This is a genomic window from Halorubrum shenae, from assembly GCF_051194165.1.
Taxonomy (GTDB): Archaea; Halobacteriota; Halobacteria; order Halobacteriales; family Haloferacaceae; genus Halorubrum.
This window is the reverse complement of record NZ_JBLZNI010000001.1, coordinates 149,437-162,587: the sequence shown is the minus strand read 5'-3', so window position 1 is coordinate 162,587 and position 13,151 is coordinate 149,437. Positions and strand designations below refer to the sequence as shown.

Here is a 13,151-nt window from a genome sequence, read left to right as displayed (position 1 = left end):
AGCGCCCCTCGCGCGGAGGAGTCCCCTGCCGCCTCAGGGGAACGGGTGGTACCCCTTCTCCAAATCGGGCTCGAACCCCATCGATCGGGGCACGTCGCTGGCGCGGTCGCCGAAGAACGGGTCTCCGGTAAAAAGCGGCTGCGCGTCGGGGACCAGCACGCGGACCGCCTCGAAGCCGAGCGCGGCGAGGTCCCGGGTCGTCGTCCGCGCGACGTACGGCTCCAGCCCGACCGTCTCGACGCGGTCGACGACGGCGGCCAGCTCGTCGGCGCCCGAGGGCTCCGGCTCGCCGAGCGACGCGGCGGGGACGGTCGCGTCCGGGTCGAAGAACGCCCGCGTCTCCGCCGGGAAGTCGGCGTGGCGGCCGATCGCCGCGCCCTGCTCCGCGGCAGCGTCTGGCCCCATCGACCGGAGTTCGGTCCAGTTCTGGAGCGCCTCCGCGAGCGCGCTCCGGGCCGCGGCCGCAGGGTCGAGGTCGGCTCCGGATCCCGCCGCGAAGCGTGGCCAGTCGCCCTCGCGGTGGACACCGACCGCGACGACGGGCACGTCGACGTCGGTCGTGACGAGGAGGGGCGTCACCGCGAGCGACTCGGCGCGGGCGCGTTTCCCCAGCTCCGCGAACCCGTCGTCCTCGACCTCGATCCCGAGGGGGTCAGCCGTCGAGTACCAGCTCGTCATCGTCGCGTCGCGCTCGATCGCCTCGTAGAGTCCCGAAAGCGCCGCGTGCGGCCCGGAGTTGCCGAGTCCGAGCCCGGTGGTGATCGCGGGGCGATATCGGTTCTCCGGCGGCGGAAAGTGAACGAACTCCGCCGGCAGGCTCGCGACCTCCCCGCTCCCGAGATGTTCGCCGGTCGCCCACGGGAGCCGGTCGTCGGGGTCGTACGGCTCCGCGCCATCGGGGCGGACGAACGCGTCGGGCGTCACCGGGTTCGGGACGTTCGCGGCCGGCGCCCGCGTGAACGACGCCTCGCGGTAGACCCCCGCGGCGTACCGCTCTAACCCCTCGCCGAGCGCCTTCATGAACGCGGCGTCCCAGCCGGCGTCGACGCCGCCGCCGAACTCGGCCGCCCGCGCGTCGGAGAAGGGCGTCGTGTCCGCGACCCGCGCGACGTAGTACGGGACGGGGAACGACTCCTGTTCGCCCACCTCCGAGAGCGGGCCGACCCGGGGGTCGACCGCACGCTCGGCGCGGTCGACCGCGTCCGAGAGCGACCGCTCTTCGCCCTCCCGAGGCAGCGCGTCGTCCGGATCGTTGCCGCATCCGCAACCGGGGACCGGGAGGAGCGTTCGCTCGGCGCCCGGGACCTCGACGACGGTGTCGGCGACCGGGTCGCCAGCGAGCAGGCGGATGACCCGGCGGCCGGCGAGCGCGCCGGCGTAGCGCACGGCGGACCGGCGACCCGTCGGCGCGTCGGCGGCCTCGGCTCCGCCGCTCGCGACCCGTCGCCGGAGGCAGTCGTAGCAGGTCTCGTCGAAGGCGCTCACCGCGGCGTCGACCGACTCCAGCGGGACGCCGCCGAGTCCGCCGACCTCGATCGCGAGCCAGCGGTCGAGCAACTCGTCGGCGGTCGCGAACGTCTCCGAGCCGGCGGTGTCGACCACGACCGCGAGGTCGAACCCGTCGAGCAGCCCCGCCTCGACGGGCATCACGTTCACGTCGACGTCGCCGAGCGCGGCCGAGACGGCGTCGACCGCGGGGCCGTCGCCGACAAGTCCGATGTCCATGTCACCCTTAAGACGAAGGGGCGAAAAAAAGCCGCGGGTGGCGGCATCGAAAGAGACGCGGAGCGAATTCGAGTTCCCCGTCGGTCAGGCCAACATCGCCGCGACTTCGTCGACGATCTCGGCGGCGTCGAGGTCGTGGAGGCGCTCGTCGCCGAGCTTGAGCCGGAGTCGGGGGCGGCCGACGTCTATCGGGACCTTCTCCGTGTCGATGACCCCGAGGTCTTCGAGCCGGGTCTTCGTGCGGGAGAACGTCGCCTTCGAGGCGATCCCCACGTCCTCGCCCCACTTCGAGATGTCGTACAAGAGTACGTCGTTCTTCGCCGCGACGAGCAGGGAGACCGTTACCTCGTCGATCCCGCCGTCCTCGCCGCGGGCGGAGTCCATCGCGGCGAGCATCGCGTCGAAGTCCTCGCGGGTCGCCTCACCGATTTCGGCCGCCATCGTCTCCCGAACCCGGGAGATGGCGGGAGTACGAAGGCCGTACGGTTCGGCGTCGTCGAAGGCATCGCCGTGGGTCTCGAACACTTCGTCGACGAACTCGCCGTCGTCTGAGGCGAGCGCGGCGACGTGGTCGTCGGTACTCACGAGGACGAGCACCCGCGAGGGGGAGACGAACAGCGCGTTGTCGGCCGCCTCGTCGAGGACGCGGAGGTCGAGCGCGCCGTCGGCGACGAGGTCGGCCGCCTTCGACGCGACGAGGAAGTCACTCGTCACGTCCTTCAGCGTCCGCTCGTCGGCGAGCATCGACATCTCCGGCAGGTCGTCGCGATCGATCGCCGCCTCGACCAGCGAGACGATCGTCTCCGCGGAGGGGTCGACGATGAACAGCTCTTCGTCGTCTCCCGCGAACGCCGCGTCGAGAACGTTTTCGACGTCTGCCTCCAGCAAATTTGATACCATCTACCTCTTCGAATGAAAGTCAGTTGCGTATTTAATATTAACGGGATTCAAAGAGTGATCAACGTGTTTTCAGCCGTCGAAACCCCCGAAAATCCGGATTCAGCGTTTCGTCGGTTGCGGCCCATCTGAGTTCGCCACACCACCGGCGTGACGCAAGGATTAATGCCCGATCGGACCGGAGTTTACACATGGACTACGACCACGTCCGGGACGTCGATCCCGCGGTCGCCGACGCGCTAGGCGGCGAGCGAGACAGGCAGGAGCAGACGCTTGCGATGATCGCCAGCGAGAACCACGTCAGCGAGGCGGTGTTAGAGGCGCAGGGGAGCGTCCTCACGAACAAGTACGCCGAGGGTTACCCCGGCGGGCGGTACTACGCCGGCTGCGAGTACGCCGACGTGGTCGAGGAGCTCGCGATCGAACGCGCGAAGGAGCTGTGGGGCGCCGACCACGTCAACGTCCAGCCCCACTCCGGGACGCAGGCGAACCAGGCCGTCTACTACTCGGTCTTAGAACCCGGCGACAAGATCCTCTCGCTCGATCTGAACCACGGCGGCCACCTCTCGCACGGTCACCCCGCGAACTTCACCGGACAGATCTACGAGGTCGAGCAGTACGAGGTCGACACCGACACCGGCTACATCGACTACGAGGGGCTCCGTGAGGCGGCCGAGGAGTTCGAGCCGGACATCGTCGTCTCCGGCTACTCCGCGTACCCGCGCACGGTCGACTGGGAGGAGATTCAGGCGGCCGCCGACGCCGTCGACGCCTACCACCTCGCCGACATCGCCCACATCACCGGGCTCGTCGCCGCGGGGGTTCACCCCTCGCCGGTCGGCGTCGCCGATTTCGTCACCGGCTCCACTCACAAGACGATCCGCGCCGGTCGCGGCGGGATCGTGATGTGCGACGAGCAGTTCGCGGACGACATCGACAAGGCGGTGTTCCCCGGCGGGCAGGGCGGTCCCCTCATGCACAACATCGCTGGCAAGGCGGTCGGGTTCAAGGAGGCGCTCGACCCCTCGTTCGACGAGTACGCGCAGAACGTAGTCGACAACGCCGAGGTGCTCGCCGAGACGCTGCAGGACCACGGGTACTCGCTCGTCTCCGGCGGCACCGACAACCACCTCGTGCTGGTCGACCTCCGGGAGTCACATCCGGACCTGCCCGGCGGCGACGCCGCGGACGCGCTCGCGGCCGCCAACATCGTCCTCAACGGGAACACGGTCCCCGGCGAGACCCGCTCGCCGTTCAACCCCTCGGGGATCCGCGCGGGCACCGCCGCCCTCACGACCCGCGGCTTCGACGCCGACGCGATCAGGGAGGTCGGCGACCTCATCCACCGCGTCGTCGACAACGTCGACAGCGACGACGTGATCTACGAGGTCGGCGAGCGCGTCGTCGAACTCTGCGATGCGCACCCGCTGTACAAGTAACGACACACTGGGTAGCGGTACCCCGATCGGCGGCGACTGCCCGCCAGACGAAATCAGTACGTACAAAGTGGGGTGACCCCCACGAGCCGGTATGGACGCTCCGTCGTTCCTCGCAACACGCCTCGACCGCGACGCCGTACCCCTCGCGGTCGGCGATCTGCTCGCGCTGATCGTCCTGTTGACGGTCGGCGCGCTCAACCACAGCACCGTCGATTTCCTGTCCGCGAACCCGCTCTACCTGCTCGAAGTGTACGCGCCGTTCCTGATCGGGTGGGTCCTCGTCGCGCCCCTCGTGGGCGCGTACTCAGCCGGCGCGGTCGAGACCGCGAAGTCGTCGGTCCCGCTCGTGATCCGGTCGTGGATCCCGGCCGCGATCGTCGGGCTCGCGCTCCGGCAGTTCGTCTTCCGCGGGAGCGCCGCCTTGTCGTTCGCCATCGTCATGCTCGTCCTCGGGTCGGTCGCGCTCGGCGGCTGGCGCGCGGTGTACTTCAAGCTTCGATAACCGATCGCGTTCGGATTTCCGGCGTGCGCGTCGGCCTCTCGACCGCCGCGTTCGCGTCGGACCGGAATCGCCGATCGGTCCGTCGGAGTTCTCGCGCGGACAGACGGTTCCGGTTCCCTACACGATTTAGTCACTGGCGCCCGACCGGGTCGATATGACAGATGCTCTGTTCCTGACGAGCGCCGAGGTCGACGACCTCGCCGAGCCGGCCGACTACGTCGCGGTCGTCCGCGACGCCTACCGCCAGATCGGCGAGGGGGCACCCGCTGAGCCGCGAACGAAGCTCCTCAACCGCGATCCGCCGGGGATGCTGACGACTTACGCCGCGGTCCTGCCCGAGACCGGCGCGATGGGCGGGTACACGTACTCCGCCGGGTTCGGCGCCGAGGACGCGTGGTTCATGACGCCGCTGTTCGACGCCGAGTCCGGCGAGCCGCTCGCGCTGCTCGACGGCGCGTCGATGAACCCGTTTAAAACGGGTGCCACCGGGGCGACCGCGGTCGACGCGCTCGCTCGCGGTGACGCAACCGAAATCGCCGTGATCGGGAGCGGCGCGCAGGCCCGCGGCCAGCTGGCGACGACCGCGACCGTCCGCGAGTTCGAGGCCGTTCGGGTGTTCTCACCGACGGCCGAGAGCCGCGAGGCGTTCGCCGACGAGTTCGACGACCGGCTCGAGGCCGACGTGTCGGCGGTCGAAAGCGCGAGCGCGGCCCTCGACGGCGCCGACGTGGTCGTCACCGCGACCACCGCGAGCGACCCCGTGATCGACGACGCCGACGTGGAGCCCGGCACCCACGTCACCGCGATGGGGCAGTACCACCCGGAGAAGAACGAGCTGCCGCCCGAGCTGGTCGCGCGCGCGACGTACGTCCCGGATATCCGCGCACGGGCCACGCAGGACGCCGGATCGTTCCTCGCAGCGATGGAGGCGGGGCTGGTCGACGAGGCGCATATCGCCGCCGATTTAGGCGAGGTCGTCGCCGGGGAGCACCCCGGTCGGACGAGCGACGACGAGGTGACCGTCTTCGACTCGGGCGGGAGCGGGATCGAGACTGTCGCAGCCGCGCACATGCTCTACGAGCGGGCAAGCGAGAAGGGTCGCGGGGAGACGATCGACTTCGCGCCCGCGAGCGAGGCGCTTACCGGGGAGTGACACTCCCGGCGAGCGACCGCCGCCGCTGTCAGAACAACACGGTTTAACCGGTTCGACGCGAGCGCGTACCCATGCTCATCACGGGTGCGGAGCTGGCCGACGGGCGGGTCCGCGACGTCCGGGTCCGCGACGGGACCATCGACGCGGTCGAACCGACGAACGCGGGACTCGACGCGGCCGCCGGCGAGCGCGTCGTCGACGCACGGGGGCGCCATCTCCTCCCCGGCGCCGTCGACGTCCACGTCCACTTCCGCGAGCCGGGCGCGAGCCACAAGGAGACGTGGGCCTCGGGCTCGCGGGGCGCGGCTGCGGGCGGCGTCACGACCGTCGTCGACCAGCCGAACACCTCGCCGCCGACCGTCGACGGCGACGCCTTCGACGAGAAGGCCGGCCTCGCCGCGCCCTCGCTCGTCGACTACGGGGTCAACGGCGGCGTCACCGGCGACTGGGACCCCGAAAGCCTCTTCGAGCGCCCGCTGTTCGCGCTCGGCGAGGTGTTCCTCGCGGACTCGACCGGCGACATGGGGATCGCCATCGGGCTTTTCGAGGACGCGCTCGACGAGGCCGCCGCCCGCGACGTACCCGTTACGGTCCACGCGGAGGACGAGACCGTGTTCGACGAGAGCGCCCTCGACGGCGACCTGGGTGGGGTCGGAACCGCCGCAAACGCCGACGCGTGGTCAGCCTACCGGACCGCCGAGGCCGAGGCCGCCGCGATCGAGCGCGCGCTCGAAGCCGGCGCGGAGAGCGACGCGCAGGTGCACATCGCGCACACGTCGACGCCGGAGGGGATCGACGCGGTTCGCGAGGCCCGGGACGACGCGACCGGGGACGCCCCGCCCACCTGCGAGGTGACGCCGCACCACCTCTTCCTGTCGCGCGAGGACGCGAGGCGGCTCGGAACCTTCGGACGCATGAACCCGCCGCTCCGGTCGGAGGAACGGCGCGCGGCGGTCTTCGAGCGCCTCCGCGACGGCGACGTCGACGTCGTCGCCACCGACCACGCGCCCCACACGGTCGCGGAGAAGCGGCAGGGGCTCCTCGACGCTCCGAGCGGCGTGCCGGGCGTCGAGACCCTCTACCCGCTTCTCTTGGAGTCCGTCCGGAAGGGGAACCTCTCACTGGAGCGCGTCCGCGACGTGGTCGCCGCCAACCCGGCGTCGATCTTCGGGATCGAGGAGAAAGGGCGGATCGAGCCGGGCGCCGACGCCGACCTCGTTCTGGTCGACCTGACGAACCCCCGCGAGATCGAGGCCGGCGCGCTCCACGGCGCGGCCGGCTGGACGCCCTTCGAGGGGTTGCGGGGGGTGTTCCCGGAGCTAACGACGGTCCGCGGCGAGGTCGTCTACGAGCGCGATCCGGTCACCGGCGCGGAGTCGTTCGGCGAGCCGGTCGGTCGAAACGTGCGGGAGTCGTAGAGACCGGCCACCAAAGGTGCACGCTCGGCGTGCACGGCGGTCGCACTCCCGACACTATTTAATACGGGCACCCTGTAGATTCGACTGTAATGTCGGAAGTCTGCTCGACGTGCGGACTGCCCCAGGAACTCTGCGTCTGCGAGGACGTCGCGAAAGAGTCCCAGCAGATCAGCATCCGCATCGACGAGCGCAGGTACGGTAAGGAGGTAACGGTCATCGAAGGATTCGACCCGAAGGACGTGGACATGAGTTCCCTCTCGTCGGACCTCAAGTCGAAGTTCGCCTGCGGTGGCACCGTCGAAGACGGCGCCATCGAGCTGCAGGGAAACCACTCGGGTCGCGTGGAGGACTTCCTCCGCGATAAGGGCTTCAACGTCGCGTGACCGTCACCTAACCGTCCGCCGTCGAGCGACCCGCGGTTTCCATACCGTGGATTTTTAAGCGACTCCGTTCGGTGAGCAACAGCGCCGTCGCCCGCGGTTCGATTTTCGTCTCCTTCGCGCCGTCAACGTCGTCCGGCCGATCAAGCGACTTCGATAGCCACGTCTGTCGGAGTCGGATTGCTGATGTTATCGCCGACGGGGCACCGCTCCTCGACCTCTGTGGCTAACGCCTCTAACGCGTCCTCGTCGGCGTCGGATTCGACTTCGATTCGGACGTCGATCTCCTGGTAGCCCGCTCGGACGTTTTCGTCGATGCCCAGGAACTTCCGCGGATCGAGGTCGCCTTCGATCGCTATCGTGACGTTTTCGAGGGTGATCCCGCGCTCGTCGCTGACGGTGTGTGCCACGACGTTGAGACAGCCGGCCCACGCTCCGAGGAGGTATTCGACGGGGTTTGGTCCGTCGTTGGTACCGCCCAGCGACGAGGGCTCGTCAACGACGAACTCGAAGTCACGCGCCTCGACGGTCGTCTTCGTCTCGCTCTCACTTTCGGCCGCTACCGCGAACCGTTCCGTGTGGTCTACCTCGCTCATAGATCCATTCGATGAGACGTGCCCTCATCAAGCGACCGACCGTGGGCAGATACGCTGCCGTCCGTGACGTTGGTTCGTCACCGATCTGCTGTTGAACGCGACTTACCCACTTGCTCGCCGCAAATGGACCGTCTGAGGCAGGTCCTCTATCACGGCAAGTATTGGGATCGGCACCGCTGCTGTGTGCAGCTTGGGGTTTCAGAGTTAATCAGAGTCTAAACCAACAGCGCCGCCCGCCCGATCACGAAGGCGACCGCAGCGAGGAACGTCCCGTACTTGAACCGCTGTTGAGCCGCCGTCGGGTCGGTGAACGCCTCGTAGCAGGCGTACAGCATGACCGCGTCCGCGACCGCGACGAGGAGGAGGTAGGCGCCCCCAAACGTCTCGGAGAGGTACGGGAACGGGCTGGCGACGACGGCGACGACGAGCGAGCCCGTGGCGATCCACAGCGACCGTCGCTCGCCGATCGCGACGGGGAGGGTGTGGAGCCCCTCCTCGCGGTCGCCGACCACGTCTTCGACGTCTTTGATCACTTCGCGGGCGAACGTCGAGAGCCCCGCGAGCAGCGCGAGGACGACGACTGCCTCAGGCCGGCCGACGGCGGCGCCGCCGAACAGAAACGTCGACCCCACGAGGTACGAGACGAGGGCGTTGCCGAGCCCCGGCGTTCCCTTAAAAACCGTCGTGTAGGTGACGAGGGCGACGAGGTTGACGCCGGCGATGGCGAGCGCTAACAGCGGGAGCGTCAGCGCGAGCGCGACGGCGGCCGCGAACCAGACGGCGGCGATGCCGAGCGCGCCCCGAGTCGAGACCGCGCCTCGCGGGATCGGTCGATCGGGCTGGTTAATCGCGTCGATCTCGCGGTCGAAGTAGTCGTTGATCGCGTTGCCGGCGGCGACCGCGAAGGCGGTGGTGAGCGCGGCGATCGCTGCCGGGGCGAGCGCGTCGCCCGCGCCGGCGACGAACGCGCCGGTCGCCGTGAGGACCGCGGCGGCGACGCAGTTGCCCGGGCGTGCCAGTTCGAGGGCTCCGCGTGCTGTCTCGCGCACGTCATCTCCGTCCACCGCGGCGCGGCACATAAACGGCGCGGGATCCGGCGGCGAGCGCTCCCACCGAGAGCGGACCCGTGGTGCGCATCGAGGTGGACCGGACTGTGGCAATCGCCACGAACGTTTATGAAGTGGGGAATAATACGTTTGATTATGGCTAAAGGGTTAGACGTCGGGACAATGAACATCCTCTCCGGACGACAGGAGGGTGCGGAAACGGTGTTCGTACAGCAGCGGAACTCGTTCGTCGAGATCGAGTACAGCGACATGGCGGAACAGATGCTCTCCCGCAGCGAGGTCCTTCACATCCGAAAAGACGACAAGGTGTACGTCGTCGGTGACGATGCCCTCAACTTCGCGAACATCTTCAACAAGGAGACCCGCCGCCCGATGCAACACGGAATCCTCTCCAGCGAGGAGGCGTCGGCGATCCCGATGATCAAGCTCATCACCGAACAGGTGGTCGGCGAGCCCTCCCGACCGAACGAGCGGCTGTTCTACTCCAGTCCGGCCGACCCGATCGACTCGCCGCTCACGACGCTGTATCACGAGAAGACGCTCGAATCGATGCTCGGCGATATGGGATACGACCCAGAGCCGATCAACGAGGGGATGGCGGTCATCTACTCGGAGCTCGCGGACAACAACTTCACCGGACTCGGGATCAGTTTCGGCGCGGGGATGACCAACGTCTGTCTCGCGTACTACGCCGTGCCCGTGATGAAGTTCTCCATCGCCCGTGGCGGCGACTGGGTCGACGAGCAGACCTCGCAGGCGACGGGCACCCCCGTCGACAAGGTGACGAGCATCAAGGAGGACGACTTCGAACTGGACTTCCGAACGGACGTCGGCGGCGTCGAGGGCGCGCTCGCCATCTACTACGAGAACCTCCTGGATTACGTCATCGAGAACATCTCCCGCGAGGTCGACGAGGAAGACGTCGAGGAAGGACTCGACGTGCCGGTCGTCGTCACCGGCGGCACCTCCAGCCCGAACGGCTTCGAGGACCTGTTTGCGGACCACCTCGCGGACGCGAACATTCCCTTCTCGATCAGCAACGTAAGCTCGGCAGACGAGCCGATGTACAGCGTCGCCAGCGGGGCACTCGTTGCGGCCCGCTCCGAAGAGGGCGAGGACACAGCCGAAACCGTCGACGACGGCGGCGAGGTCGAGGAGGCGGCGCCCGAGTCTGAGGACTGAGCAGTCCCTCTCGGGGAACGCGGACCGCCGGACCCCAGATCGCCCCGTCGAACCACGCATTCTCGGACACTGGGGATCCGCCGGACGTCTAAGCCGGCTGACTCGCAAACGACTCCATGCCCCAAGTCGCAGGAGCCGGCCGTCGGCTCCGCGTCGACCTCGACATCGATCCGAGCGACGACTGGGACTGCCCCATCGTGTCCGAGACACCGGACGCGAGCGGCGTGGCCGTCAACGCCGTGGGCAACGAGTGTACCGTCGACGTACAGCCGACTGGTGACGACGAACTCGTGCGCGCCCGAGGCGAAGTCTCCGAGGACTGTCTCTGCCGGGTCTTCCAAGAGTCCGGCTGCGTCCCACACATCCAGCGGGTCGAGGACGGGACGATGCTCGTGACAACGTACGTCGACGACCGGGACACCGTCCGCGACGTGGTCGGGGCGCTCAGGGAAGTTCTCGATCACGTCCGACTGGTTCGGCTCGCGGTCGTCCAGGGGCCGGAGGCGACCGAGCAGGTGACTTTCGACCTCTCCGCGCTGACCCCGAAACAGCGAGAGGGGCTCGAGCTCGCCGTGGTTCGCGGGTACTTCGACGACGACCGCGACGTGGGGCTCGGCGAGCTGGCCGGCGAGCTCGACATCAGCAAGTCCGCGCTCTCACAGCGGCTTCGGACCGCGCAGGCGAAGCTGGTCACTGACGTGTTCGACGAGAAGGAGTGAGACGTTTCACGGCGTTCTTTGTTAAATTCACACACCGGTAAAGCATGACACTGAGGGCGCCGAAAACCGACGCCGAACCCGACGCGGCTGGGGCAGACGCGGATGTTCCCCTCCCCGTGCGGGACGGGGTGACCGTCGAGCTCGTCCGCGACGCGGACGCATCTGACCGGTAGCTCAGTCCGCGTCGGCCGCGGTTCCCCCCTGAATCCGGCTCAGCGCGGCCTCCCCGTCGCGCTCGGCGTCTGTGAGGTAACACTTCGGATCGGGCGCAAACGGGTCGTCGTGGGCCGCCAACGCGCGGAGCCGCGACCCGCCGCGGCAGACGCTCTGGTACGCGCAGTCGGCGCACTTCCCGGAGAGGTGGTCCTCGCGCTCGCGGAGCGCCGCGAGCAGCGGATTCGACTCGTCCGACCAGATCGCCCCGAACGATCGGTCTCGGACGTTCCCGGGCGAGTACCCCTGCCAGAACTGGGTGAGGTGGACGTTGCCGACGGGGTCGACGTCGGCGACGCGCTCGCCGGTCGGGTCCCCGCCGTTGCGCTGAAGGTATTGGTGGATAACTCGCGCCCGATCGGTCCCCATCTCGCGGTCAGCGTACTCGACGAGGTGGCCCGCGTCGGCGTAGTTGCCGACGAGGAGCGTCTCGATCTCTTCGCCCGTGTCGTGGTACTCGCGGGTGAGGTCACACAGGTCGGTGACCGCCTGTCGGGTCGCTTCGGGGCTGAGGTCCACGTCGGAGATGTCGGCGCCGCGTCCGCCGTAGTCGAGGTGATAGAAGCAGAACCGATCGACGCCCACGTCGACGAGCAGGTCGACGACGCCGGCGAGGTCCTCGACGTTGTGCTCGGTGATCGTGTACCGGAGCCCCGTCTTGAGCCCCACGTCGAGACACGCCTCGATCCCTCGGACGGCGGCGTCGAACGCGCCCTCTTCGCCCCGAATCCGATCGTTGCGCTCGGGGAGGCCGTCGACCGAGACGCCCGCGTACTTGAGCCCCGCTTCCTTCAACTCACGGGCGCGCTCGCGGGTCAGTAGGGTCCCGTTTGTCGAGAGTACGGGGCGGACTCCGGCGTCGTCGGCGTAGGCGACCAGCTCCGGAAGGTCCTCGCGAACGAGCGGCTCCCCGCCGGAGAACAGGAGGACCGGCACGCCGAAGTCGGCGAGATCGTCGATGAGGGCCTTCCCCTCCGCGGTCGACAGCTCGTTCGGTGCTCCCTCTTGGTCGGCCGCGGCGTAGCAGTGCTCGCAGTAGAGGTTACACCGCTTTGTGGTGTTCCAGACGACCACCGGGCGCTGCTGTTTGTCGTCCGTAATCTGGGGTTTTTTCGACCCGTCGGCCGCGTCGTACCGGAGTCCGTCGCTCTCGGCGTCGAGGCCACAGAGGAGCTTGCTGACGGAGATCATCGGGGCTCCTCCGTATCGTCGACAGGCGCCCCGCCGCACGAGACGGTCGGCGTCCCCTCGGTCTCTTCGTAGACGCGCGATTCGTCGGCGTCGGGGTCCCCATCACCGTCTGCTTCGACGTCGTCCGCCTCATCGTCTGCGAGCGACTCGGCGGAGTACCGGTGCGTCTCCTCTGCGGGACACACCCACACGTCGCGGGCGTACCACGCGAAGAGTTTGCTCGCCTCTTCGTGGGCGGCGTCGGGCGTCGGCGCGGCAACGGTGCCGACGTGACGGAGCGGGTCCGCCTCCTCCTCGCGGACGAACACCTCGAAGCGTCGACCGTCCGCGGAGCGAGCCCCGTCTGTCCCCTCGGTTCGGTCCGTCTTCTCGACCATACCCGGCGTACGCGCGACCCACCGAACCCGGTTTCGCGGGTTCCCACGGTCGCGAAATGCGCCCGAATATGTTCGGAGGATCTGTGTATAAACTGCCTTTCGATATATGAAATCTCTCGGACGCCGCAAAGAGCCTTTCAGCAACCGGTTTCCCCTCTTCCGGATCGGTGGTGTTCAGATTAGCAGATTCCATGTGGAAGCGAACGGGCTCAGCCACACGGTTGCAGTTCTACGTCGGCGTTGTTAAAACGGTTTGAGAAACGGGTAGTTCTGTGAAATAGCTTATAAGCCG

At 68.2% G+C, this 13,151-nt stretch carries 14 protein-coding genes; 8 read left to right on the top strand and 6 right to left on the bottom strand.

Going from position 1 to position 13,151, the window contains the following annotated elements:
* Positions 1 to 33: 33 nt before the first annotated feature.
* The gene (locus ACNS88_RS00775) at positions 34 to 1,725 is read right to left on the bottom strand and encodes a YcaO-like family protein (RefSeq protein WP_435092953.1); all 1,692 of its coding nucleotides are present in this window, start codon (positions 1,723 to 1,725) and stop codon (positions 34 to 36) included.
* A gap of 84 nt (positions 1,726 to 1,809) precedes the next feature.
* Positions 1,810 to 2,625, bottom strand: coding sequence for a transcriptional regulator TbsP (gene tbsP / locus ACNS88_RS00770; RefSeq protein WP_435092951.1), 816 nt, complete (start codon positions 2,623 to 2,625; stop codon positions 1,810 to 1,812).
* A 188-nt stretch (positions 2,626 to 2,813) separates the two neighbouring features.
* Here tbsP and glyA point away from each other — a divergent pair, with 188 nt between their 5' ends.
* The 5 genes from glyA to yciH all read left to right on the top strand — a co-directional run bounded on the left by glyA (position 2,814) and on the right by yciH (position 7,517).
* Positions 2,814 to 4,061: a serine hydroxymethyltransferase gene (glyA, locus tag ACNS88_RS00765; protein ID WP_435092949.1), complete on the top strand. Its 1,248-nt coding sequence runs from the start codon at positions 2,814 to 2,816 to the stop codon at positions 4,059 to 4,061.
* Between the two features lie 91 nt (positions 4,062 to 4,152).
* Positions 4,153 to 4,563 carry a DUF3054 domain-containing protein gene (locus ACNS88_RS00760; RefSeq protein ID WP_435092947.1) on the top strand — a complete coding sequence of 137 codons (411 nt, stop codon included), beginning with the start codon at positions 4,153 to 4,155 and terminating at the stop codon, positions 4,561 to 4,563.
* A 154-nt stretch (positions 4,564 to 4,717) separates the two neighbouring features.
* Positions 4,718 to 5,716: an ornithine cyclodeaminase family protein gene (locus tag ACNS88_RS00755; protein ID WP_435092945.1), complete on the top strand. Its 999-nt coding sequence runs from the start codon at positions 4,718 to 4,720 to the stop codon at positions 5,714 to 5,716.
* A 71-nt stretch (positions 5,717 to 5,787) separates the two neighbouring features.
* Positions 5,788 to 7,134, top strand: coding sequence for a dihydroorotase (locus tag ACNS88_RS00750; protein ID WP_435092943.1), 1,347 nt, complete (start codon positions 5,788 to 5,790; stop codon positions 7,132 to 7,134).
* A gap of 89 nt (positions 7,135 to 7,223) precedes the next feature.
* Positions 7,224 to 7,517 (top strand): stress response translation initiation inhibitor YciH, encoded by a 294-nt coding sequence (yciH, locus tag ACNS88_RS00745; protein ID WP_004046732.1) that lies wholly within the window; start codon positions 7,224 to 7,226, stop codon positions 7,515 to 7,517.
* Positions 7,518 to 7,657: 140 nt separating this feature from the next.
* On the opposite strand, the gene ACNS88_RS00740 is transcribed toward yciH, so the two are convergent.
* Together ACNS88_RS00740 and ACNS88_RS00735 are read right to left on the bottom strand one after the other, a co-directional pair.
* Positions 7,658 to 8,110 carry an OsmC family protein gene (locus ACNS88_RS00740; RefSeq protein WP_435092941.1) on the bottom strand — a complete coding sequence of 151 codons (453 nt, stop codon included), beginning with the start codon at positions 8,108 to 8,110 and terminating at the stop codon, positions 7,658 to 7,660.
* A gap of 215 nt (positions 8,111 to 8,325) precedes the next feature.
* Positions 8,326 to 9,189, bottom strand: a complete 864-nt coding sequence (locus ACNS88_RS00735) for a geranylgeranylglycerol-phosphate geranylgeranyltransferase (protein ID WP_435092939.1) — start codon at positions 9,187 to 9,189, stop codon at positions 8,326 to 8,328.
* A gap of 123 nt (positions 9,190 to 9,312) precedes the next feature.
* On the opposite strand from ACNS88_RS00735, the gene ACNS88_RS00730 reads away from it, so the two are divergent.
* The 3 genes from ACNS88_RS00730 to ACNS88_RS00720 all read left to right on the top strand — a co-directional run bounded on the left by ACNS88_RS00730 (position 9,313) and on the right by ACNS88_RS00720 (position 11,251).
* Positions 9,313 to 10,359, top strand: a complete 1,047-nt coding sequence (locus ACNS88_RS00730; RefSeq protein WP_435092937.1) for a disk-shape morphogenesis protein volactin — start codon at positions 9,313 to 9,315, stop codon at positions 10,357 to 10,359.
* A gap of 116 nt (positions 10,360 to 10,475) precedes the next feature.
* Positions 10,476 to 11,078, top strand: a complete 603-nt coding sequence (locus tag ACNS88_RS00725; protein WP_435092935.1) for a helix-turn-helix domain-containing protein — start codon at positions 10,476 to 10,478, stop codon at positions 11,076 to 11,078.
* A gap of 44 nt (positions 11,079 to 11,122) precedes the next feature.
* The gene (locus ACNS88_RS00720; RefSeq protein WP_435092933.1) at positions 11,123 to 11,251 is read left to right on the top strand and encodes a hypothetical protein; all 129 of its coding nucleotides are present in this window, start codon (positions 11,123 to 11,125) and stop codon (positions 11,249 to 11,251) included.
* Between the two features lies 1 nt (position 11,252).
* On the opposite strand, the gene ACNS88_RS00715 is transcribed toward ACNS88_RS00720, so the two are convergent.
* Positions 11,253 to 12,482: a TIGR04347 family pseudo-SAM/SPASM protein gene (locus tag ACNS88_RS00715; protein WP_435092931.1), complete on the bottom strand. Its 1,230-nt coding sequence runs from the start codon at positions 12,480 to 12,482 to the stop codon at positions 11,253 to 11,255.
* A complete protein-coding gene (locus tag ACNS88_RS00710; protein ID WP_435092929.1) occupies positions 12,479 to 12,859 on the bottom strand; it encodes an Htur_1727 family rSAM-partnered candidate RiPP in 381 nt (126 codons plus the stop codon). Before ACNS88_RS00710 ends, ACNS88_RS00715 begins: the two co-directional genes overlap by 4 nt.
* Positions 12,860 to 13,151: the final 292 nt, after the last annotated feature.

Bases quoted from the DNA above. Each gene is read 5' to 3' on its own strand.
- ACNS88_RS00715 (WP_435092931.1), bottom strand. From the start codon at position 12,482: ATGATCTCCGTCAGCAAGCTCCTCTGTGGCCTCGACGCCGAGAGCGAC.
- ACNS88_RS00750 (WP_435092943.1), top strand. From the start codon at position 5,788: ATGCTCATCACGGGTGCGGAGCTGGCCGACGGGCGGGTCCGCGACGTC.
- tbsP (WP_435092951.1), bottom strand. From the start codon at position 2,625: ATGGTATCAAATTTGCTGGAGGCAGACGTCGAAAACGTTCTCGACGCG.
- ACNS88_RS00760 (WP_435092947.1), top strand. From the start codon at position 4,153: ATGGACGCTCCGTCGTTCCTCGCAACACGCCTCGACCGCGACGCCGTA.
- yciH (WP_004046732.1), top strand. From the start codon at position 7,224: ATGTCGGAAGTCTGCTCGACGTGCGGACTGCCCCAGGAACTCTGCGTC.
- ACNS88_RS00740 (WP_435092941.1), bottom strand. From the start codon at position 8,110: ATGAGCGAGGTAGACCACACGGAACGGTTCGCGGTAGCGGCCGAAAGT.
- ACNS88_RS00725 (WP_435092935.1), top strand. From the start codon at position 10,476: ATGCCCCAAGTCGCAGGAGCCGGCCGTCGGCTCCGCGTCGACCTCGAC.
- glyA (WP_435092949.1), top strand. From the start codon at position 2,814: ATGGACTACGACCACGTCCGGGACGTCGATCCCGCGGTCGCCGACGCG.
- ACNS88_RS00735 (WP_435092939.1), bottom strand. From the start codon at position 9,189: ATGTGCCGCGCCGCGGTGGACGGAGATGACGTGCGCGAGACAGCACGC.
- ACNS88_RS00730 (WP_435092937.1), top strand. From the start codon at position 9,313: ATGGCTAAAGGGTTAGACGTCGGGACAATGAACATCCTCTCCGGACGA.
- ACNS88_RS00710 (WP_435092929.1), bottom strand. From the start codon at position 12,859: ATGGTCGAGAAGACGGACCGAACCGAGGGGACAGACGGGGCTCGCTCC.
- ACNS88_RS00720 (WP_435092933.1), top strand. From the start codon at position 11,123: ATGACACTGAGGGCGCCGAAAACCGACGCCGAACCCGACGCGGCTGGG.
- ACNS88_RS00775 (WP_435092953.1), bottom strand. From the start codon at position 1,725: ATGGACATCGGACTTGTCGGCGACGGCCCCGCGGTCGACGCCGTCTCG.
- ACNS88_RS00755 (WP_435092945.1), top strand. From the start codon at position 4,718: ATGACAGATGCTCTGTTCCTGACGAGCGCCGAGGTCGACGACCTCGCC.